The sequence below is a fragment of the Fibrobacter sp. genome, from assembly GCF_017545445.1.
Classification (GTDB): domain Bacteria; phylum Fibrobacterota; class Fibrobacteria; order Fibrobacterales; family Fibrobacteraceae; genus Fibrobacter.
In genome coordinates this window covers 84,991-106,460 of record NZ_JAFWOM010000027.1, presented here as the reverse complement: position 1 = coordinate 106,460, position 21,470 = coordinate 84,991, and the positions used below count along the sequence as shown (strand labels likewise).

The window sequence follows — 21,470 nt, the reverse complement described above, 5'->3', positions numbered from 1 at the left end:
TTGCCGTCATTCTTTAGTCAATTTACGACGTTCTTCTTCAAATTGTTGTCGTTCTTTAACAAATTGTTGACGTTTTTCTTCTAATTGCCGTTGTTCTTCCGCAATTTGTTGACGAGCTTCTTCAACTTGCTGGCGTTCCTCTGCAGCTTGATGACGCAGCTCTTCTACTTGTTGACGAGTCTCTTCAAGTCGTTGTTGATCTTCCGTAACCTGTTGACGAGTCTCTTCAAGTCGTTGCTGCGCTCCCGTAACCTGTTGACGAGTCTCTTCAAGTCGCTGTTGATCTTCCGTAACCTGTTGACGAGTCTCTTCAAGTCGTTGCTGCGCTCCCGTAACCTGTTGACGAGTCTCTTCAAGTCGCTGTTGTGCTTCCGTAACTTGTTGACGTATATTCTCAACCTGTTGACGGGTCTCTTCAAGCCGCTGTTGATCATTCGCAGCTAGTTGACGCAATTCAGCCAATTCCTGGCGTTCATCAGCCATTTGCTCGCGGAGATAATCGCCGATGCTTACGAAACCGTATTTTTGCCCGATACTTACGAACGCCATGTCCAGCTCCTTTAGGAAATCTTTTCCAAGATACTCCTGTAAATATATACTTGTTTTTCCAAGCAGGCAAGAGGCCTCACTTCGCGGCATTTTCTGCAGAAATTTGCAAAACCGCGGCAACAGTTCCAGCAGCTTGTCCTTGTTGAACGCGTGCTTCAAAGCGATTATCCCCATGCCGGTCGCCGTGTCTTCGCAGGCGAGGCAGTCGCTGTCAGGAATGTCCGCCATGTTCACGAACGCGCACTGGAACGGCAGTACCTTTCCGCGGAAGTAATCCGGGTAAGCCTTTTCAAGGCTCCTGAGCGGGTTCCAGCTGTCACGTCCGTTGTAGAATATTATCGCCATCGTCGGGATTCCGCTGAACATCCGGCTCTTGTCCTGGATTTTCATGACGGAATGGATGTATTTGGAAATCTGGTCGAAGATTGCAGGGTCGCGTCCGGACTTGTGTTCGAGCAGGATTCCGACAAGAATCGGGGCGCCCGTTGATACATTTACGCGGAACGCTAGGTCCGCTTCGCCGGTGTCGTCAACTTCGGAATACGAATCGGGAATACGCATAAGCGTATCGAGATTGACCTGCGTCAAGAACGTGTAGATATCGTGATTTATTTTCCCGGCAAGTTCAAGCAGGTAGCGAACATGCGCGGTGTCGGCAAACAGCCAGCGGAAATAAGCATCGTGTCTTCGTTTGGTTATTTTGTTATCGTTTCCCATTTGTTCGGTGAATCCAGTTGTTTAAAGCGAACTGGTACGCAATTTCATATAGCAAAAGATATAGGTAACGATATAGCAAACAAAATTCTTGAAAATGTCTTGCACCGTCAAGAATGAACGTACCTAATTTAACAAACTCTTTTCGAAAAAGCAAGAGATTTTTTGTTTTCGCTTCATTTTGCAAACAACCGTTAGCACGAGCGTCACGAAAACAAGCTTGCTTGTTTTCATGACATACTGTATTAAATGTCAAGAGGTTTTGGTACAAAAATTTGGTACATAGGCCTCTTTTTTTGTAAGAACCGCATAAAGCTGGCGTAGCAGCTTATTCGCTACCGCAATTAAGGCCACCTTGCTTGGCTTGCCCAACTCCTTCAAACGATGATAGAAAGCCCTACAATCAGGATTGTACTTTATAGCGACAACGGCACACATATAGAATTGACTTCGTAATCGTGTGCAACCCATCCTTGAAATACCTCCGTTTTTATGAATACTTGTCCCAGATTGTGCATTCCGGGGAGTCAAACCAATCCATGATATCAGGCTTCTGGAACTGTCAAACCTATTGATGTTTCCAACATGAGTGAAGAACTTTATCGATGTTTCCAGACCAATCCCAGGAATGGAGCATGCCAAGGCGGTCTCCTCTTTCTTATTGGACTCAATCATCTCAAGTTGTTTGTTTCTAGCCCGTTCCATAAGTGCTTCAAGACTAGATATTGTTTTCTTGATTATGGATACCGCCAAGTCATCTCGCAGGCTGACTTGGGTTAGAGAATGCAGCATGTTCTTGCTTTGACGGATCTGTTTCTGCAGACCGTCCACAACGGCATCAAGATGCTTTAGCTTTATTTCATCGTCTGTCGGACAAGTCCAGCAATCGGAATTCTTTTCCGCTGCAAATTTTGCAATCAAATACGCATCAGACTTATCATTCTTACAACGTCTTAGATCGCTTTGCATGTGCTTCTTCACGGCAAACGGATTCAAGACAGCAACCATGTTTCCTCGGGTAAACAGGTATCTTGCGCAATTCAGGTGATATTCGCCTGTAGCCTCCATTGCAAAGCGAGACTCCGTCGGCACTTCTGTCAAGAGACGCTTGAAGCCTTTAACATTGTTTTCCAATTTCAAATGGTTCTTTTTTCCGTTCGACAACCATGCAGCGTCAAACGTGTCCTTAGAGATATCTATGCCAACCCATGTTTCCATTTCATGTATCCTTTGCTATATTATTGATGGGTAATCACCCCACGCCCCATTGTCCAAAGGTATTCGGCATCTGCGTTTTGCCAGCATACTTGTTCGGGGTCCTGGGTTGAAGGAGATGGGGCCCAATGTCATGCACTGCGTCGGACGCTACCGAGGCGCCGGGTTGCCCATCTCCCACCCATTTCTAAAATTAGACAAATGAAGGGGTGATTTCCGTTCTTTTTAAATATAGGACCGAGTCGCAGGTTGTTCTACAAACAACCGTTAGCACGAGAGTCGCAAGATTTGTGAAGAGCTCGGCATTACGCTAAGAGTCAGGTCGTTCGAAAGTTAAGCAATAAAGCAAAGCTGCTGCCACCGAAAAATCCGGCAGCATTTTTTAAATCACGTCATCTCTTTCCATTTGATAAACATGCTCTTTGCTTTCTGGAAATAAGCACAAGTTTTCTCGGGTTCAATAAAGAACGTCGCCACGTAAACGACAACGTACGCACTGAAAAATAATCCTATAACAACACTGCCGACATAATAAACGTTAATAAAACGTTCATGAGAATCTAGAATCGTATTCCAAACGGTTCCCACATAAGCCACTATAGAATAAACCATCAAAACCAGCGAATTCTTTTTTACAAATGCGTACAACCCCACCGCTATAGGAACAAAAGTCCACAGAACGGACATTCCCCAGAAAACCTTAAAATCACCTGCAGCCAATATATTGATAATGCCATTCAACCCATCTACCAAAAAGAATGTTGCACAAAAACGAAGCAAGCCTAGATTCGTATTTTCATTTTTGGTAACGCATGTGCCTTCCTTTACTCGACTCTTTGCATCAATCAAAAAAAACGAAACGGCTAGCACAGCATTAACATTCACAAGACGACTTACATACTTCCAAACAATGTAACTAATTGGATAATCGGTAAAAAGCAAATCATGGGGAGCAAAAGCAATCACGCTCCACACCATCGAAACAAACATAAATACCGCACAGATTTTTAAAACCAGCGTTTTCTTTTTGACAAGTGAAATAACGCCAATCGCAGCAACAATCAAACCAGCCGGAAGATAAGCCCAACTCAAAGAATCATCGTTCACCTCTGACATCAACAAGGTCCATAATAAATCCAAAGATTTACTCAGACCGCTTACAATCACTATAATCGCACAAACTCGAAGCAAAGCCAAGTTGCCGGTGAATTGAGTTTTTTCTTCCATTTTATTTTCGCCTTCGCACATTTGGATTCCTTTTTATTATGCGCAGTTTCCCGCGCGTTTTTTATGCAATGGATGGGGCAACGCTAGATTCACAACTTCCCTATTTCGTTAAATATTTTTTCAATTCCGAAAACGAATGCGAATAAAAAAGCACAAACCGACCACGAATAAAAATAAATCCACCCCACTTTTCTGATTTAGATTTAAACTTCTTAATTCTAAACTTTCCAGATTTCAACTTCACGGAATCGCCAAGAAAAAAAGTAATGCGAGCGGACTCATCCTCGAATAATTCGACTTTCCTTGGAAACAGGTGAGCTATAGCAAACAAAATATAAAGACTTGCAACAGCCATATAAATCCAAAAAAAGACGTTGTCCTTATAAACGTCCGAGTTCATAACTCTATTTATATACATGCCCATAATAACAGCATAAATAACAATACCTTCTATTGACCCCCAAAGCCAAAGTTTGCTTTTAGACTCATATACTTTATTTTCTTCCATTTAATTACCTCGTTCTAATAATAAAAAAAACGGCCCGGATTTTATTCCGAGTCGTTTTTGAAATTAACTGGATCCCCTCCCTCGCGCTGCTCAGTCGAGGATGACGAGGAACGCGCGCTCAGTCGAGGATGACGCCGTTGGCGTTACTTCACGAATGCGTTGTAAATCGCCTTGATAGCCTTTTCGGTATCGGATTCGTCAACACCGGTGATGATGTTGATCTGCGAAGAACCCTGGTCGATAATGCGGACGTTCACCTTGCTTTCTGCGAGAGCCGTAAAGAGCGTCGCGGCAACACCGATCTTGTTCGTCATGCCGTGACCCACGGTAGCGATAAGAGCGATGCCCGGGAAAATCTTAATACGGTCGGGGCGCATCTGCTGCGTGATGTCTTCAAGGACAACGTCTTGCACGGCATCGAGAGCTCTAGAATCCACGACGATGCTCATGGAGTCAATTGCACTCGGGCAGAGTTCGTAAGAAAGTCCTTCGCTTTCGAGAACGGCGAGCACGCGGCGGCCAAAGCCGACTTCCTTGTTCATCATGGACTTTTCGATGTAAATCATCGAGAAGCCCTTGCGGCCTGCAACACCCGTAATCGGGAGCTTTGCGCTTTCCGGAGTCGGGCCAATGATGGTGCCAGCGTCTTCCGGGCGGTTCGTGTTACGGATGTTGATAGGAATCTTCTTCGCACGGCACGGAGCGATGGATTCGTCGTGAAGCACGCTTGCGCCGGAGTAAGCGAGTTCGCGGATTTCGCGATAGCTCACGTATTCGATCGGCAGCGGATTTTCGACGATGCGCGGGTCAGCCATGAGCATGCCCGAGACGTCGGTCCAGTTTTCGTACTTGGCAGCGTCAATGCCGTTAGCAAGGATTGCGCCAGTGATGTCGGAACCGCCACGGCTGAAGGTCTTCACTTCGCCACGGAGGTTACTGCCATAGAAGCCCGGCAATACGTACAACTGATTTTCGTCGCCGAGAGTCTTTGCAATTTCTTCGTAGGTCTTCGGAGCGATGCGATACTTGTCATCGAAAGTGATGAGCGGGTAGCTATCGACGAAGTTTGCGCCGAGGTACTTGGCCATGAGGCGAGCGCAGAGGAATTCGCCACGGCTCACGAGGAAGTCCGTGCTCACGGATTCCGGATGGTTCTTGAGCTTGTCTTCGAGACTGTCGAGGTCTTCAGTAAGCTTGTCTTCAAGACCCAAATCCTTGCAGATTTCGTCATAACGCTGACGGATCAAGTTCCACGGGGTCGAAAAGTCGAGGCCCTTGGAGGCGAGATCATAAGTGCTGTAAAGGAGGTCGGTAAGCTTGGTTTCTTTCGGATTACGCTTACCAGGAGCGGAAACGACGATGACCTTGCGGTTCTTGTCGGATTCAACGATGGCCTTGATTTTCTTGAACTGGCCGGCATCGGCGACAGAGCTGCCACCGAACTTGCATACGATTCTTTGACTCATTTTTTCCTTTCGGGCCACCAAACCTCTCAGCTTCGAGCGCAACCGCTTTCCTCACGATTGTCGTGCCCAAGCCTACCCATCTGGCCAGCCACTTTTGGTAATATGGTTGTCTATGTCTGCGACGGCACTTTACCGCCGCGCGGCACATATATAGAAAAATGCAAGGATTACGGCAAGGCTTTCGAGCTTTCTCCCCTGTTTACGAACCGCCGTTTACTCACCATTATTTTTAACAAAAATTTACAGGACAAATCGGCAAAAAAAGCGTGTTTATATAGTAGAGGGTCTATGAAAAAACACGAAAAATTGATGCTTATCGCCGCCCAATCCAACATTCCGGTTCTTTTGCAAGGGGAATCCGGGGTTGGCAAAGAGATTGCGGCCAAATTTATACACAATAACAGTTCACGGAGCAACGGGCCGTTTATCGCGCTCAACTGCGGCGCCATCGTCAAAACGCTTGCCGAAAGCCTTTTAGAAGGAGCCAAAAAAGGTTCCTACACCGGGGCCGCCATCGATCATCAGGGCATCGTGCAAGCGGCAAACGGCGGCACGCTTTTCCTCGACGAAATCGGCGAAATGCCGTTCGACATGCAAAGCAAGCTGTTACGCATTTTGCAAGAGCGGTCCGTTCTGCCTCTCGGGGCAACGCAGAGCGAACCTGTAGATTTTAGACTTGTGTGTGCAACAAACAGGGATTTGCAAATTGAAATCAACGATGGGAATTTCCGCAAGGATTTATATTTTAGACTAAACGCTTTCCCCATTGTCATCCCGCCGTTACGCGAACGAGACGATTTTGCCGATATCGTGCAAAACGTATGGAGAGACATTTCCGAAAGAACTTTTGCAGAGCACATCCCGCTACGCGACAAGCAAATTGATATGTTGTCCAAACACAAGTGGCCGGGGAATATCCGCCAACTGAAAAACGTACTCCAGCGCTACGCCCTCCTCAAGCAGCACGACATCACCCTTGGCGAAGTCCTTGCCGAAGAATTTTCAAAGACATCGTTAAATGAGAAGGAGTTCATAAACGATTATCCCGCACAACGTGCATCAGCCCCTAACTGGTCGTTTATTCAAAAAGCACTTTTCGAAAACAAAGGAAACAAGAGCAAGGCCGCAAAATCTTTAAATATCAGCCGCGGCTGCTTGTGCTACCAAATAAAAAAACACGAGTTCCAAAATAGTTGGGACCCGTGCAAAAAAATGCAAAAATATTCTCTAGCTTAGAACGCGTCTAGAACTTCACGCCGACTGCAATGTAATGATTGCCGCCTTCAAACGCGGGGCGTGGACTGTACGCGTAATCGAACACGATCATGCCGAATACGACTCCAAGACCACCGCTGATCGCATCTTCGGTATCTGGGCGGATTGCATAGCCCATTCGGAACGAAAGCATGTCGAAGTAAACGACTTCGCCGCCAAGCAACAATTGCGCTTTCGTATCGGCACGGCGATACGCATCAACAGACAAGTGAACCTTCCAGCGGTCAAGAATCGGGATGAATCCCGTCACGCCCGCCTTAAGTGCAAGCGGAGCCGCTTCCCTCTCTGTATCGTACTTGCTTGCAAAACCGAGGTTCGTGAAATTCGCGCCAAAGGCAACGTATTCATTCACACGGTAAGAAGCTCCCGCATCAAACGTAAAAAGAAAACCCGTCTCGTCGTCGATGGTCTGCGTCGCAAAGCGCATCGAGGCTGCCCAATTAAAAATCTTGGAACGGCTACCAAAACCAGCCAAAATGGACCACGCGTAAGAGCCATACTCCGAAGTCTTGAGACCGTTCTCGTCACGACCTTCGATATCATCGTAGCCTAAAAAATCAACCGTGAACGCAAGAGTAAACTTATCCGCAACAGGCAGTCCGTAATAAGCGGATATAAAGTTGTCGGCACCGCCTTCGCCAAAAATCACCTGACTGAGTCCAAATTCCGCATCGTTTGCAACGCTCATCGCAAGCGGATTTCGCGAAACTTCAGAAACGCGACCCGGATCAGCAACGCCAGCACCCGAAAGTGCAGCAGCACGCGGCGACACCGGCATCGACAAAAACTTCATCGTCACACCACCCGGATCCACATGCCAATAATCCCCGGCAAGCGCAAGGGAACCAACAGCAAAAACGAGTGCAATAAACTTTTTGAACATACGAGGTATAAGATACTAAAATAGACGAGAGAGTAGAGACGAGAGACGAGAGATTTTCAAACAATATACGCGCGAAGTGCCACTATCATCTTTCGTCTCCAGTCTGTAGGCTCGCAGAGCCGTTTTTTGTACAAGTACCAAATGCTAGGCTCGGAACAAACCTATAAGCGAGTAAAGCAGAAATGTTTACATTTCTATTTTCGAGCGACGGGTTTGGTACTTGTACAATGGTCCTGCAAGCAGTCCCGCTTCACTCGCCTTACGCATTTGTCATCTAAACGCGCCAGCCTTCCATGATTTTGAGGCAGTCCGCGAGGAGTTCTGCACTGCGTTCCTTGCCTTCGGTTTCCACGTAGCAGCGGAATTCCGGAGCGTTTCCGCTCGGGCGCAAGTGAATGATGTCGCCGGAATCGAATTCCATGCGGTAGCCATCGACTTCGTTGAGCGAAACCATCTTGCCCTGGAACGTCTTGTCCTTTGCAAACTTCGAAGGCTTTGCAGCAAGAGCGCCGAACAATTTTTCGCCGAGATTCTTTTCGCGGATTTCAGCGAGTTTCGCCTTCGACTTTTCAGTCGGGAATTCCTTGAGGCGGTCGCTCACAGTAAAGCGCTTGGGCAACTTGCGCAACAAATCCACAACGCACATGCGTTCCTTGCGGACCATCACCATCACGGCAATCATCGGGAGGAGAGCGTCACGCGTCGGGAGAGCCTTGAGCGTGCGACCATCGAGCGTCAAATCCGTCTCAAGCAAGAAGCCGCCATTGGCTTCGTAACCTGCAACCGTGAGGCTCTTGTCGTTTGCATCGACCAGGCTTTCCATGCCGGCAATCACATACGGGCTACCAATGCGCGTGCGGCAAATCTTTTCAAAGCTACCGGACTTTTCAAGCGAAGTATTGCAGCTCACCGGAGTCGCAATGCGCTTGATGCCAAGAGACTGTGCGGCCAAAATGCCAAGCACGTCGCCACGGAGCCACATGCCCACGTCGTCAGCCAAAAGCGGACGGTCTGAATCGCCGTCGGTGCTGAACACGGCATCCACGTAATCCTTATGAGTAAATTCACGGGCAAGTTCTTCGTCTTCCTTGCGGATAGCTTCGGTATCAACCGGCACAAAGACATCGCTACGGCCAAACGGCTTGACCGTCGCACCGAGGCTTTCGAGAACCTTCACCACAATGTCGCGGCCCACAGCGGAATGCTGGTAAACGCCAATCGTAAGTCCATGCAAAGCATCGCTACCGAAAAAGTCCGGATAACGCTTGCAGTAATTAGCTTCGGCTTCCGCCTCGACCGCCGGGAGTTCAGGCGCCGCCTTGAGCATGCCCTTATCGTCAAAAAGTGCTTCATCAAAATCCACCGACTGCGAAACAATTCCCTGTTCGTCAGCCTTCGTGATTTCGCCATTCGGGTGATTGAACTTGATGCCGTTGCGATCTGCCGGAATGTGGCTACCCGTCACCATGATGGTCGGCAAATGCTTGTCGATGCCGTACATCGCAATCGCCGGGCTCGGGATGCGACCGCAGTAAATCACCTTCCAGTTCGCATCGGCGCCTGCCTGCACAAGCGACTTCAAGATGCGTTCCGTACTCGGACGCAGGTCACCTGCAATCGCAATCGTATGTTCGCACTTGTAAGACACTTCGCAATACTTGATAAAGGAACGCGCATATACATAGCACACACGGTCAGTCATAGCGCTCACGAGACCGCGGGCACCACTCGTACCAAATGCCACCCCGGACTGTTTCATCACATCTTGCATCGCAACGGACATATTAAACCTCTATTTAGTAGGCGGTAGGAAGTAGTCAGTAGGAAGGACGCAATAGTGAGTTGCAAAATCCAAAAGCACTGCTAAACCGCCAAATGTTTTTACAAGGTAAAAGATACTAAAAACCGCTTAATATAAAGCGGCCCTCATTTCAACGATAAAAGAAAAAGAGGAGCATCGTGATAATAATCGCAAAGAATAGAGAACACATATCATGAATATACATTTCTATTTTGACACTTTACTGTCAAAAAAAACGCCCAACAGATACGTTTCATCATTAAAGTTCGCAACAACCCCCATCAATTTCTATATTCCCCGTCATGGATAGAGCACGCCGCCGCAAATTTGGACAAAACTTTTTAGATGTCGAAACCGCCACCGCCATCGCAGGCGATTTACCCGCCGAAGTTGGCGAATACGTCCTCGAAATCGGCCCCGGCCACGGTGCCCTCACGGAGCATTTGCTCCAGCGCGGTCTAGAACTCACCGCCGTCGAAATCGACGAGCAATGCGTCGAAGTCCTAAAAGAAAAGTTCAAGGATTGCAAGAATTTCAATATTGTCAACATCGACTTCTTGAAATTCGACTTGCAAGCATTCTTGGATGCACACGCAAAGCCGTGGGTCACCGGCAATTTGCCGTACAACGTAAGCACCGCAATTATCGCAGGGCTCATGCCGCGTTTGCACTTGACCAAAGGCTTTATGGGAATGGTGCAGCTCGAAGTCGCCGAACGCATTTGCGCTGAACCCTGCACCAGCAATTACGGAAGTTTGTCCGTACTCGTTTCTGCATTTGCAAACACACAAATTCTCCGCAAAATCGGGCCGGAGCATTTCACGCCGAAGCCGAACGTCGATAGCGCCACTATGCTACTCACTCCACGCGAAGACGCGATTCAAGCCCCCGACGGATTCTTCGACTTTGTCCGCACCGCATTCACGCAAAAGCGCAAAACACTTGCCAATTCGTTCGGTAGAAATTACGACAAAAAGAAAATCCAATCGACAATTGAACTTTTGGATTGGCCCACGACCATCCGCGCCGAAGAACTCAGCCCCGAACAGTTCCTGAATTTCTACAAGGCATTTAAAACCGAATCATAACAACGCAAACCCACAGCCAACACATTCCTTTTAATGCCCCCCCCAAACGCGTCATTCTCGACCGAAGGGAGGGAATCCATTATTTCTTCTCCCATACGCAATGAAAATTAAAATCCTTATCGACAACATCAGCGGTTGTGCCAACAGCGGCAACACCTGCGAATCCTGCACAGCCAAAGCTTCACAAAAGCAATTGAAAGGCGAATGGGGACTTAGCGTTTATACGGAATTCAACGGCAAACGCATTTTGCTCGACACGGGAGCCTCCGCACAATTCGCGAAGAACGCCGCCATCTTGGGCATCGACATCTCGCAAATTGACGTAGGCATCTTGAGCCATGCCCATTACGACCATGCAAACGGCATGCAAGAATTTTTCAAGCACAACAATCACGCCAAATTTTATCTGCGTGATTCCGCCGCCGAAAACTGCTACCACACGCACAAATTCTTAAAATTTTTCACGTACCAAGAATACATCGGCATCCGCAAAGGCACGCTAAAACACTACGCCGACCGCATCGTATTCGCGAAAGGCGACTGCGATATTTTTCCAGGCATCACCCTCGTCGGCCACAAGGCTCCACACCTCGACGAAATCGGCAAACGCGCCCACATGAGCGTCAAAGAAAACGGCAAGTACCGCCCCGACAGTTTCGACCACGAACAAAGTCTAGTCTTCGATACGCCCAAAGGCTTGTTCATCATGAACAGCTGTAGCCACGGCGGAGCCGACAACATCGTCAAAGAAATCGAAGCGACATTCCCCGGCAAACAAATTTACGCCATCCTCGGCGGATTTCACCTATTCCGCACGCCAGATGACCGCGTGAAAGCATTCGCCGAATGCCTCCGCGAGTTAAACGTTCAAAAAATCTACACGGGCCACTGCACCGGGCAACGTGCCTACGAAATCCTGCACAACGTGCTCGGCGACAAAGTCGAACAAATGCACACCGGCATGGAAATTGAGGTATAGTCCTCCAAAACTGCTAAAAAAGATTGATTATTCCAAGCAAAGGATAATCCAATATTTTATTTATTCTAATTTATCATTTAAAGTCGATTTCCATTAGAAAGGTATTTCCTATGAAAAAACTTTTTGCAGTTCTACTCATCCTCTGCTCCACAACACTTTCTTTTGCACAAGCAAAAAAACACACGCTAACCATGGACAGAGGCTTTTTCACAACCGACTATACCATTGACGGACAAGAAGTCGATTGCGACGCATTCGAAAGGGAACTCTCCAATGTTTATGAAGCAATCGACAAATGGAATACCGGAAATACAATGAGATATATTTCGTGGGGTGCAGCATTTGGTGGTGGATTTCTACTCGGATACAGCATATACCAAGGTTCATCTTATGGAGCGGGAAGCAGCTACTTAATGGGAGTAGCGGCAGGTGGCGCAATCATTGTCGCGGCATTTATTATCGATTACATCGGCAACTCTAAAAAAGATAAAGCTGTGGAAATTTACAACAATTACAAGGGCGATATCATAGGCAACGGCTCATTCAGCATGGGAATCGTCCCGACCCAACAAGGCGGCATCGCCCTAGCGTTCAATTTCTAAAATAAAAGCCTCTTGCGAGGCTTACGAAATTTTGCACAACGTGCTCGGCGACAAAGTCGAACAAATGCACACCGGCATGGAAATCGAGGTATAAAAAATCACTGGATTCTTCGTCTAACGACTCAGAATGACGATCTCCATTACACTGGATCGTTTGTGAGCAACAAGTTCTTGATATTAATCAAGAACGGTTGCGAGAGTGAGCGCATATTACACTTCACCTTTAACTTTAGCGCGAACGGTCTATAACTGCTTAGAGTAATCGCGCTCGCCAAAGAGAGCTGTACCCACGCGAATCATCGTAGAACCCTCTTCAATCGCGACTTCCAAATCAAGCGTCATGCCCATCGAAAGCTGATCGAACTTGGCAAACGCGCCACCTTTCGTAAGGAACTTGTCGCGCAGCCCACGCAAAAACGCAAAGCACTCGCGGCTATCTTCAGGCACACCCGTATTCTTGCCAATCGTCATGAGACCGCGGAAACGCAAATGCGGGAAATTCGCACTTTCGCCATCCGCATTCGCCGCCCCGGCACGCTTTTCCAAATCTTCAAGGAACGCTTCAGCCTCATGCACGTCAAGGCCGCTCTTCGTCTCTTCTTCGCCCGCATTCACTTGGAACAAAATATCAAGAACTTTGCCCTGACCATTTGCAGCCGCAGCACAAACCTTCTCCAGCTTTTCCACCGCTTCAATGCTCGCGATAGAATGAATGCAATCCGCCACAAGAGCCGCCTTCTTGAGCTTGTTACTCTGCACAGGACCAATTACATGACAACGCACGCGACTCCCGTCCTTCGCAACACGCGGCTCGGAGAACTTGAGTTCTGCTTCTTGCACGCGGTTTTCGCCAAAGTCCGTCGCGCCAAGCGCAATCGCATTTTCCACAGCCTCTGCCGGGTGGAACTTGCTCACCCACACAAGCTTAACCGATTCACGGTTGCGGCCCGCAATCTTGCAAGCCTCGACAATCCTTGCTTCGAGAGCTGCAAGGTGCTCACGCATTTCATCAAGTGTGAATTCCATAATTTTTAGTAGACAGTAGGAAGTTAGAAGTAGACAGTTGTTAGATTAGTGGTTAGGTACTTGCAAAAGATAATAATTTCACAAAGCTCTTGACATCTGGTTTTGCATGAATTTTACCGGTTAGCACATAAAACACATTTTATTTCCATAATTATGCATTTTTCCATAATATCGGAAATAAAACCAACTTTATTATTTATAAAAATTTTTATACCATTTGGTATTATACCAAATGGTATAATTTTTCAATTTCCCTATTGACCATCCCACAGAAATAAATTATACTATATAGTATAAGAAAGAGGACTATTACATGAATCCATTCAGATACGGTTGCGTTGTTGACGGGGAATATTTCTGCCCACGTCCTGTGCTTGAAAAAGAGTTAAGCCGCTTGGTATCGGCAGGACAAAACATTGTCATTCAAGGAGAACGTCGAATGGGAAAAACGTCCCTCGTTTGTCAAACCGTCCGCAACATGCGAAAGTTCAAGTTGCTGTACATCGACTTGCTAGGGATACGGACAATAGACGATTTTTGTAGAAAAACGACTTCAGCAATTTTATCTTTGGACAAACGCAAATCTTTCTTGACTTCTTTAATTGACCTGCTCAAAAATATCCGCCCAACATTGTCATTCGACCCCATGACAGCCAACCCAACGCTTTCCGTTGACGTATCTGCCACCACGCCATCTGATAGCATCGAAACAATTCTAGATGCCATCGAAAAGCTCTCCGAAAAAAAGAAAATCTGCGTTGTCTTTGATGAATTTCAAGACATGCTTTACTTGGATAACGCAAACAGCATTCTCGCTTCGCTCCGTAGCAAAATTCAATTTCAGCCAAGCATTCCTTACATATTCATGGGCAGCGTCAGGAATTCCATGGCAGAACTTTTCTCAAATTCCCGTAGCCCATTCTATAAATCGGCGGCTCTATTCGACATTGGCAAAATAGACGACGAAGATTTCATACCGTTTTTAAAAGAGCGCTTTAAATCGGGAAATCGAAGCATTGACAATCAAATTTTAAAAAGGATTATCGAACTCTCTGGGAATGTTTCTGGAGATGTTCAGGAACTGTGCGACGCTTTATGGACCGTCACAGATCACAACAAAGAAATTGATAATGAGGACATTTTTGATGCACTGAATTTAGTCTTCGCCCGTGAATCGAAATCTTACATGCCAATTTTATCGCAGCTGACAAAACAGCAATTGGCCGTTTTGAAGTGCATTTCCCTTATAGGTGGAGAAAATCCATTCTCTGTAGAGTTTATAAAAGCAAGCAAAATCAGCAACGCAAGTTCAATCCGAAAAGCAATTTTGCGACTCGTCAATCTGGATATTCTATACCTAAACGATGGAGTTTACAAGTTTTCTAATCCGTTCTTTAAAGAATGGCTAAAAAGACAATAAATTAATTATACTAAATAGTATAATACTAAATGGTATAATTTTTCAATCGCATATAAATGAGAGATGCCCGCTCGGAGGCGGGCATGTCAATATAATAAAAACAATTACGCTTTCTTCGTAGGCTTTTTCGCAGTTTTCTTTGCGGTAGGCTTGACGACTTTCGCAGACTTCACAGATTTCGCGGCGGTATTATCCGCACCTGCAGCCTTCTCGTCACCACCTGCACTAGCCTTTTCCACAGGAGTCTCTTTCGTCTCTCGCCTCTCGTCTTTCGTCTGAGCCGCCACTTTCACGCCAGCAAACAAAATCTTGACGATTTCGTCGATGTGCTTGTGCGTGAAAATCTTGAGGCCCTTCTTAGCCGGTTCCGGGAGTTCCGCCACATCCTTCTTGTTGCCTTCGGGCAAGCGGAGCGTTTTAACGCCAGCGGCGAGTGCAGCAAGAGCCTTTTCGTTGAGCCCACCAATCGGGAGGCAAGCACCCGTGAGGCTCACTTCGCCCGTAAACGCAATGTCCGGTGCAATAGGATGCTTCGTAAATGCACTGAGCAAGCAAAGCGTAAGCGCAATACCTGCAGACGGCCCGTCCTTCGGCACGGCACCTTCCGGCACGTGAATGTGGATGTCCGTCTTCCGCACAATCGCGGGGTCAATGCCAAAGCGCTGCAAGCGTTCACGCACAAGCGAAACAGCAATCTGTGCCGATTCCTTCATCACATCGCCAAGCTTACCCGTCAAAATCAGTTGCCCTTTGCCGCTCAAGAGCATGCATTCAATGGGCAGAATTTCGCCACCGACGCTCGTCCAAGCAAGTCCCGTCACAACGCCCGGGCGGCCCGGTTCCGGCAGCTGGTTGTCAAGGAAACGCGGAGCACCGAGATATTCATGGAGAATTTTCTCCGTAATTTCAGACTTAAACTTCTTGCCCATCACGATGTCTTTCGCACGATGGCGAACCGCATTTTCAAGCGTACGTTCAAGTTCACGCACGCCCGCTTCGCGAGTCCATCCACGCATCACGTACGAAATAACATCGTCGTCAAAGTGAATCTGTTCGTCAAGCTTCACGCCCGTGCGTTCACAAATGCGAGGCAGCAAATACTTGCTTGCAATCTGCAACTTTTCGTGCGGATAGTATCCCGGCAAGCGCACGATTTCCAAACGGTCGCGGAGTGCTTCTGGAATTTCGCCTTCGCTATTCGCTGTCGCGATAAACAGCACACGGCTAATGTCAAGCCCCACTTCCATAAAGTGGTCCGTAAAATCGTGGTTCTGTTCCGGGTCCAAAACTTCGAGCATCGCACTCGCCGGGTCGCCCCTAAAATCGCTTGCCATCTTGTCGATTTCGTCAAGCAAAATCACAGGGTTCATGCACTTCGCACGGCGCAACGCATGGATAAAGCGTCCCGGCATCGCACCGATATAAGTACGGCGGTGTCCGCGAATTTCAGCTTCATCACGCACGCCGCCAAGCGTAATGCGGACAAAGTTACGCTGCATGGCTTTTGCGATAGATTCCACGAGCGTCGTCTTGCCCACGCCCGGAGGCCCCACAAGGCAAAGAATCGGAGCGCGGCGTTCCGTACCGGTAAGCTTCAGCACGGCCACGTATTCCATGATACGTTCTTTAACTTTATCCAAACCGAAATGCTTGGAATCGAGTTCAGCCTTCACCTTCTTCATATTGAGAACGGTGTCGGTATAAACGCCATACGGCAAAGCCAAGAACCAATCCACGTAATTGCGGCTCACCGCATATTCCGGGGAAGTAGGCTGCATCATGCGCATGCGGCCAATTTCGTCTTCGAGCTTTTCTTCAATCGCCTGGCTAAACTTTTTGGCCTTGATTTTCTTGAGCAACTGGTCGGGTTCCGAAGATCCGCCGTTATCGGCATCCAGCTCGTCCTGGAGTTGGCGAATTTGTTCCGAAATAAACCATTCCTTTTGCTGCTGCGCCATCTTCTGGCGAACATTCTGCTGCACACGGATAAGCACGTTCTCGTTGTCCTGTGCAAGCTGCATCAGGCTAATCAAACGTTCCGCAAGGGCATCAATCGTTTCCTCTTCCAAAAGGGCCTGCTTCTCGGAAAGCGAAACCTGCAAGAACGGCACCATTCCATAAAATGCATTGATGTGGCTGTCCATCGTGAACATCGCTTCGACCATGCCTTCGGCGATATTCCTGTGCATCGCATAGTTGCGGAACATGTTCAGCACATCTTCAAACTTGGCGCACTTATCTTCGGGCTTGATAAAGTTCACCCTCGGAGAAACCGTCACCTGCAAAAATCCGTCACGCAAAACAATCGAGCGGAGATCCACTACGGATTCCCCTTCCAGTACAACCTTCACGCAGCCGTTCGGGAACGGAGTCACGTTCGCCACATGCGCAATCACGCCCACCGTATAGAGGTCGAGCATCGGATTGTCGAGCGATTCCTGCTCCACGTTCTTCTGGGCGACAAGAATAATTTCGTTATTGTGGTTCTCTGCAAATTCAAGGGCGCGAAGCGACATCTCGCGGCCTACCAAAATACGCCGCGTCGTCAGCGGGAATACAACAGCATCCCTCAGAGGGAGCAACGGATACGTTTTATTAAAATCAAAAGCCATGTTATAAAAATTAGTAAACCCCGCAAAAAATTCTGCGAGGTGTTGTGATACTATGCCATGTTCGTTTTATTCTTCGCGACCCCGCCGCCCGAAGTTGGTTTCGTATAAAGGCTTTCCTTCACCATCTCCGTCGTAAGAGTCAACTTCTTTTCGCCAGAACCCGGCATCTTGAACATCGCCTGCTGCAACACACGCTCCATGACAGAACGCAGCCCACGGGCACCCGTCTTGCGGGTCATTGTTTCGCGGACAATTTCCTGGAGGGCTTCGTCTTCGAATTCGAGCTTGATGTTGTCCATTGCGAACAAGCTCTTGTACTGCTTGACAAGGGCGTTCTTCGGCTGCGTCAAAATATTGAGGAGAGCCTTTTCGTCGAGTTCTTCGAGCGCAACGGCAATCGGCAAACGTCCGACGATTTCCGGAATGAGGCCGAACTTGATCAAATCTTCCGGTTCGAGCTGCTTGAAGAGTTCGCTCAAGCTGTTTTCGCTCGCCGTGTGGATTTCAGCGCCAAAGCCCATACCACCCTGATTCACGCGCTGCGAAATAATTTTGTCGAGCGTTTCGAAAGCGCCACCGCAAATGAACAAAATGTTCTTCGTGTTCACCTGCACGAGCGGCTGTTCAGGGTGCTTGCGTCCACCCTTCGGAGGAACAGAGGCAACCGTGCCTTCCAGGAGCTTCAAAAGTCCCTGCTGCACGCCTTCGCCGCTCACATCGCGAGTGATGGAGGGGTTCGCAGTCTTGCGTGCAATCTTGTCGATTTCGTCGATAAAGATAATGCCGCGTTCCGCCTTGGAAACGTCGTAATCGGCAGCCTGCAACAAACGAACGATGATGCTATCGACATCTTCGCCCACGTAACCCGCTTCGGTCAAAACCGTAGCATCGGCAATCGTGAACGGCACGTCCAAAAAGCGAGCCATCGTCTGCGCAAGCAAGGTCTTACCCGAACCCGTCGGACCTACCAAAAGCAAGTTCGACTTTTCGACATCGACATCGTCCTTGGACTTGTGCGTCTGCTTGTAACGCAAGCGTTTGTAATGGTTATACACCGCTACAGAGAGCGCCATCTTTGCACGGTCCTGCCCGATGACAAAATCGTCCAGATGAGCCTTGATTTCTGTCGGGAGCGGAAGCGGCTTCGTCGAAATTTCCTTCGCTTCCTGTTCCTGTTTCGTACGGGCCAAGTCTTCTTCAAGAATACGGCTGCACATGCGTATGCAATCGCTGCAAATATACGCACCAGCGCCCGTAATCATCTTTTCGACTTGTTCCGCCGGCTTTCCGCAAAAACTGCAACTTACAGCCGGATGGTTCTTCCCGCTACGGTACATTAAATTCCCTCTTTACGCGGCACAAAAATTTCATCAATGACGCCAAAGGCCTTTGCTTCTTCCGGACTCATGTAAAAATCGCGGTCCGTCTTTTCGCGGACTTCATCGACCGGCTTTCCGGTATGCTTCGCGACAATTTCAGTAAGAGTATCCTTTGTACGGATAATTTCCTTGGCGGTAATCTGAATATCAGTAGATTGCCCGGTAGCGGCACCCGACGGCTGGTGCAACATGATGCGGGAATGCGGCAAAGCATAGCGCTTGCCCTTAGTGCCTGCAGCAAGGAGCACGGCGGCCATCGAAGCACAACTGCCAATGCAGATAGTCGCGATATTCGGGCGAACATGCTGCATGGTATCATAAATGGCAAGCCCTGCCGACACGTAACCACCCGGGCTGTTGATATACAGCGTGATATCCTTTTCCGGATTCTCGTATTCCAAGAAAATCAACTGGGCCATGACGTTGTTCGCCACTTCGTCGTTGATCGGCGTGCCCAAAAAGATGATACGTTCCTTGAGAAGTCTAGAATAGATATCATAAGCGCGTTCACCGCGCCCGGTAGTTTCAATGACGGTAGGGATGATCATTTATTCCTCTTATTACTTTGTTTCTTCTGCAGCCGGACGGATACCGACGATGAAGTCAGCAGCCATCTGGAAGCGAAGTTCGTCGCGCAGCTGGTTGATACGGCCAGACTGACGGAAGTGGTTCTTCAAGTTTTCGAATTCCACGTGGTAAGCGTTAGCCATCTGCTGGAGACGTTCGTCAACGACAGCCTGCGTCGGCTTGATCTTTTCCTTCGTAGCGACGAATTCGAGAATGCGATGCTTCTTGATTTCGCGGACTGCTTCAGCAGAAAGTTCGTTTATCTGTTCTTCGGTCGGTTCGACAACGTCCTTTTCGCTCTGGGCATTGCGGTTCAAGGTCCACTTGATGAGGTCATAGACACGGGCCTTCGGCACTTCGAACGGGTTAGCTTCGATGAGCTTGTCGATAGCTTCGTTCACAGCCTTGTTCTTTGCAGCGTCCTTCTTCTGGGCGGCGAGGCTTTCGGCGAGGTTGTTCCTCAAGTCAGCTTCGTCCTTCACGCCAATCTGCTTGCAGAATTCTTCGTCCAAAGTCGGCGGAACGATTTCGCGAACGTCCTTGATTTCGACGTTGAACTGAGCGGTCTTGCCGCGGTAACGTTCGTCCTTGTGGTCATCCGGATACTTGAAGTTGATTTCCTTCTTGTCGCCAGCCTTAGAACCCATGAGGCCTTCGTCGAATCCCGGAGAAGCAGATTCACCGAGGAGAGAACGGAATTCCTTGTTTTCCGGGAGTTCCTGCTTTTCACCATCGATAACAACTTCGATATAGTCGCCCACGACAACGTCGCCCTTCTTGGCTTCGCGGTCAACGTGTTCGTCCTTGCTCCACATCTGCATGAGGCGGTTGAACTCGTTCTGGACTTCTTCTTCGTGGACGGCAGTGGCCGGAACGGTGATGCCCGTGTCAGCGTAACCCTGGATATCGATTTCCGGATCGACTTCGACTTCCACCTTCAGTGTGATGTCAGCCTTTTCGTCATCTTTGAAATCCGTGACAACCAACTTGCCTACCGGATTGATGTTCGCCTTCTTGAGCGTGTCCTGCACGATGGAGTTCACGACATCATCAACCGCTTCGTGACGGATGGAAGGTCCGAACTGCTTCAGAATCATGGACTTCGGCACCTGACCCTGGCGGAATCCCTTCAAGGTGACCTGCTTCTTGTACTGAGCAAGCTTCTTTTCGAACGGAACCTTGAGATCGTCCTGCGGGATTGTAATTTCAATGGTGCGCACGGTAGCGCTAGTTTCTTTGATTTCAGCGGACATATATACTCCGATAAACGGTTGTTAAAAAGGTGGTAAAAAAGAACTGCGAGGGGTGGGAGTCGAACCCACACACCGAAGTACCAGATCCTAAGTCTGGCGCGTCTGCCAATTCCGCCACTCTCGCGATTTCAAGACCAAAGATACAAAATCTTCAAAAATATTTTTTGACTACTTGCGTAAATAGCCGTTTACAAGTGCCCAAAATCACCCTTTTTCAATAATTCCGTAAAAACGGGACGGGTAACGTTTTGGGATAAGCCCAAGTTTGTTCATCACGCGGAACGGCAACATCAGGACAAAGCCGATCGGACCGCTAAAACAATTCCTCAAAAGCTTGATGCCGGACCCCGGGAAAAGATAGTCACCCATCGCGAGGCTGTACTTCACACCGAGGCCGTCCAACAACTTTTTCATCTCGTCGTACGAAAAGTGCCAAAGGTGATCGGACACCGCAATATGCGCATACGTGAGTCCGCTTTCGAATAACGTTTTAAAGTCATTCGTACACGGGAGCGTGAACAGCACCCGCTTTTTGGCTATCCCAATCGCGTACTTCAAGAATTCCGTCGGGTTCGGCACGTGCTCCAGCACCTCGATCAACATGACCGTGTCAAAGGAATTTTCGCCAAGCGTCTCGCCCGGTTCAAGTAGTTTCGTCTTGAGGCCGTTCTGGTCTGCAACCGCAAGCGACTTCTCGTTGATGTCGGCAACAGTCGTTACAAATCCGGACTTTTTCAATTCAAACGAGTAAGCGCCTTCGCCACCACCGAGATCAAGAACCGTCTCCCCGCGAATTTCCTTGAGCAAGAATTCGACAATAGGCAGATGAGCTTCGCCCGGCTTCGCCGGAGGCCCCGGAACAAAAAATGAAGATTGACCCTGCAATTTTCCCATAGTTTGAAATAT

18 protein-coding genes and 1 tRNA gene are annotated in these 21,470 nt (G+C 48.3%); 5 read left to right on the top strand and 14 right to left on the bottom strand.

Translation table 11 applies throughout. The features are described from left to right. Nucleotides 1–6: 6 nt before the first annotated feature. The 5 genes from IKG78_RS03525 to IKG78_RS03505 form a co-directional block, all read right to left on the bottom strand. Nucleotides 7–1,266 carry an Rpn family recombination-promoting nuclease/putative transposase gene (locus IKG78_RS03525; protein WP_290939378.1) on the bottom strand — a complete coding sequence of 420 codons (1,260 nt, stop codon included), beginning with the start codon at nt 1,264–1,266 and terminating at the stop codon, nt 7–9. Between the two features lie 249 nt (nt 1,267–1,515). Further along, nucleotides 1,516–2,481, bottom strand: a complete 966-nt coding sequence (locus IKG78_RS03520) for an IS110 family transposase (protein ID WP_290939375.1) — start codon at nt 2,479–2,481, stop codon at nt 1,516–1,518. A 384-nt stretch (nt 2,482–2,865) separates the two neighbouring features. Beyond that, the gene (locus IKG78_RS03515; protein WP_290939373.1) at nt 2,866–3,726 is read right to left on the bottom strand and encodes a hypothetical protein; all 861 of its coding nucleotides are present in this window, start codon (nt 3,724–3,726) and stop codon (nt 2,866–2,868) included. A 79-nt stretch (nt 3,727–3,805) separates the two neighbouring features. Further along, complete coding sequence (locus IKG78_RS03510; protein ID WP_290939370.1) at nt 3,806–4,213, bottom strand: hypothetical protein; 408 nt, start codon at nt 4,211–4,213, stop codon at nt 3,806–3,808. A 143-nt stretch (nt 4,214–4,356) separates the two neighbouring features. Then, complete coding sequence (locus IKG78_RS03505) at nt 4,357–5,679, bottom strand: aspartate kinase (protein ID WP_290939367.1); 1,323 nt, start codon at nt 5,677–5,679, stop codon at nt 4,357–4,359. 288 nt (nt 5,680–5,967) lie between these two features. On the opposite strand from IKG78_RS03505, the gene IKG78_RS03500 reads away from it, so the two are divergent. Next, nucleotides 5,968–6,915: a sigma-54 dependent transcriptional regulator gene (locus tag IKG78_RS03500; protein WP_290939365.1), complete on the top strand. Its 948-nt coding sequence runs from the start codon at nt 5,968–5,970 to the stop codon at nt 6,913–6,915. Nucleotides 6,916–6,922: 7 nt separating this feature from the next. Here the strand turns inward: IKG78_RS03500 and IKG78_RS03495 are convergent, their stop codons facing one another. Next, entirely contained in the window at nt 6,923–7,837 is a 915-nt protein-coding gene (locus IKG78_RS03495; RefSeq protein ID WP_290939362.1) for a PorV/PorQ family protein, read from the bottom strand. Between the two features lie 274 nt (nt 7,838–8,111). After that, nucleotides 8,112–9,620 (bottom strand): phosphomannomutase, encoded by a 1,509-nt coding sequence (locus IKG78_RS03490; protein ID WP_290939359.1) that lies wholly within the window; start codon nt 9,618–9,620, stop codon nt 8,112–8,114. A gap of 320 nt (nt 9,621–9,940) precedes the next feature. On the opposite strand from IKG78_RS03490, the gene rsmA reads away from it, so the two are divergent. From rsmA to IKG78_RS03475, 3 genes are all read left to right on the top strand, one after another. Further along, complete coding sequence (gene rsmA / locus IKG78_RS03485; protein ID WP_290939356.1) at nt 9,941–10,726, top strand: 16S rRNA (adenine(1518)-N(6)/adenine(1519)-N(6))-dimethyltransferase RsmA; 786 nt, start codon at nt 9,941–9,943, stop codon at nt 10,724–10,726. Between the two features lie 100 nt (nt 10,727–10,826). Continuing rightward, a complete protein-coding gene (locus tag IKG78_RS03480; RefSeq protein WP_290939353.1) occupies nt 10,827–11,705 on the top strand; it encodes an MBL fold metallo-hydrolase in 879 nt (292 codons plus the stop codon). A 110-nt stretch (nt 11,706–11,815) separates the two neighbouring features. Then, nucleotides 11,816–12,307 (top strand): hypothetical protein, encoded by a 492-nt coding sequence (locus tag IKG78_RS03475; RefSeq protein WP_290939350.1) that lies wholly within the window; start codon nt 11,816–11,818, stop codon nt 12,305–12,307. Nucleotides 12,308–12,550: 243 nt separating this feature from the next. On the opposite strand, the gene IKG78_RS03470 is transcribed toward IKG78_RS03475, so the two are convergent. Then, complete coding sequence (locus IKG78_RS03470; protein ID WP_290939347.1) at nt 12,551–13,333, bottom strand: YggS family pyridoxal phosphate-dependent enzyme; 783 nt, start codon at nt 13,331–13,333, stop codon at nt 12,551–12,553. 313 nt (nt 13,334–13,646) lie between these two features. Here IKG78_RS03470 and IKG78_RS03465 point away from each other — a divergent pair, with 313 nt between their 5' ends. Further along, nucleotides 13,647–14,753, top strand: a complete 1,107-nt coding sequence (locus IKG78_RS03465; RefSeq protein WP_290939344.1) for an ATP-binding protein — start codon at nt 13,647–13,649, stop codon at nt 14,751–14,753. A 104-nt stretch (nt 14,754–14,857) separates the two neighbouring features. Here the strand turns inward: IKG78_RS03465 and lon are convergent, their stop codons facing one another. The 6 genes from lon to IKG78_RS03435 all read right to left on the bottom strand — a co-directional run bounded on the left by lon (nt 14,858) and on the right by IKG78_RS03435 (nt 21,458). Next, nucleotides 14,858–17,365, bottom strand: a complete 2,508-nt coding sequence (gene lon / locus IKG78_RS03460) for an endopeptidase La (RefSeq protein WP_290939341.1) — start codon at nt 17,363–17,365, stop codon at nt 14,858–14,860. Nucleotides 17,366–17,415: 50 nt separating this feature from the next. After that, nucleotides 17,416–18,702 (bottom strand): ATP-dependent Clp protease ATP-binding subunit ClpX, encoded by a 1,287-nt coding sequence (gene clpX, locus IKG78_RS03455; RefSeq protein WP_290939337.1) that lies wholly within the window; start codon nt 18,700–18,702, stop codon nt 17,416–17,418. Beyond that, entirely contained in the window at nt 18,702–19,292 is a 591-nt protein-coding gene (locus IKG78_RS03450; protein ID WP_014546088.1) for an ATP-dependent Clp protease proteolytic subunit, read from the bottom strand. Before IKG78_RS03450 ends, clpX begins: the two co-directional genes overlap by 1 nt. Nucleotides 19,293–19,304: 12 nt before the next feature. Continuing rightward, the gene (tig, locus tag IKG78_RS03445; RefSeq protein ID WP_290939332.1) at nt 19,305–20,564 is read right to left on the bottom strand and encodes a trigger factor; all 1,260 of its coding nucleotides are present in this window, start codon (nt 20,562–20,564) and stop codon (nt 19,305–19,307) included. Nucleotides 20,565–20,608: 44 nt separating this feature from the next. Further along, nucleotides 20,609–20,688: transfer RNA gene (locus IKG78_RS03440), tRNA-Leu, on the bottom strand. Nucleotides 20,689–20,768: 80 nt separating this feature from the next. Continuing rightward, a complete protein-coding gene (locus tag IKG78_RS03435) occupies nt 20,769–21,458 on the bottom strand; it encodes a class I SAM-dependent methyltransferase (RefSeq protein ID WP_290939329.1) in 690 nt (229 codons plus the stop codon). Nucleotides 21,459–21,470 lie beyond the last annotated feature (12 nt).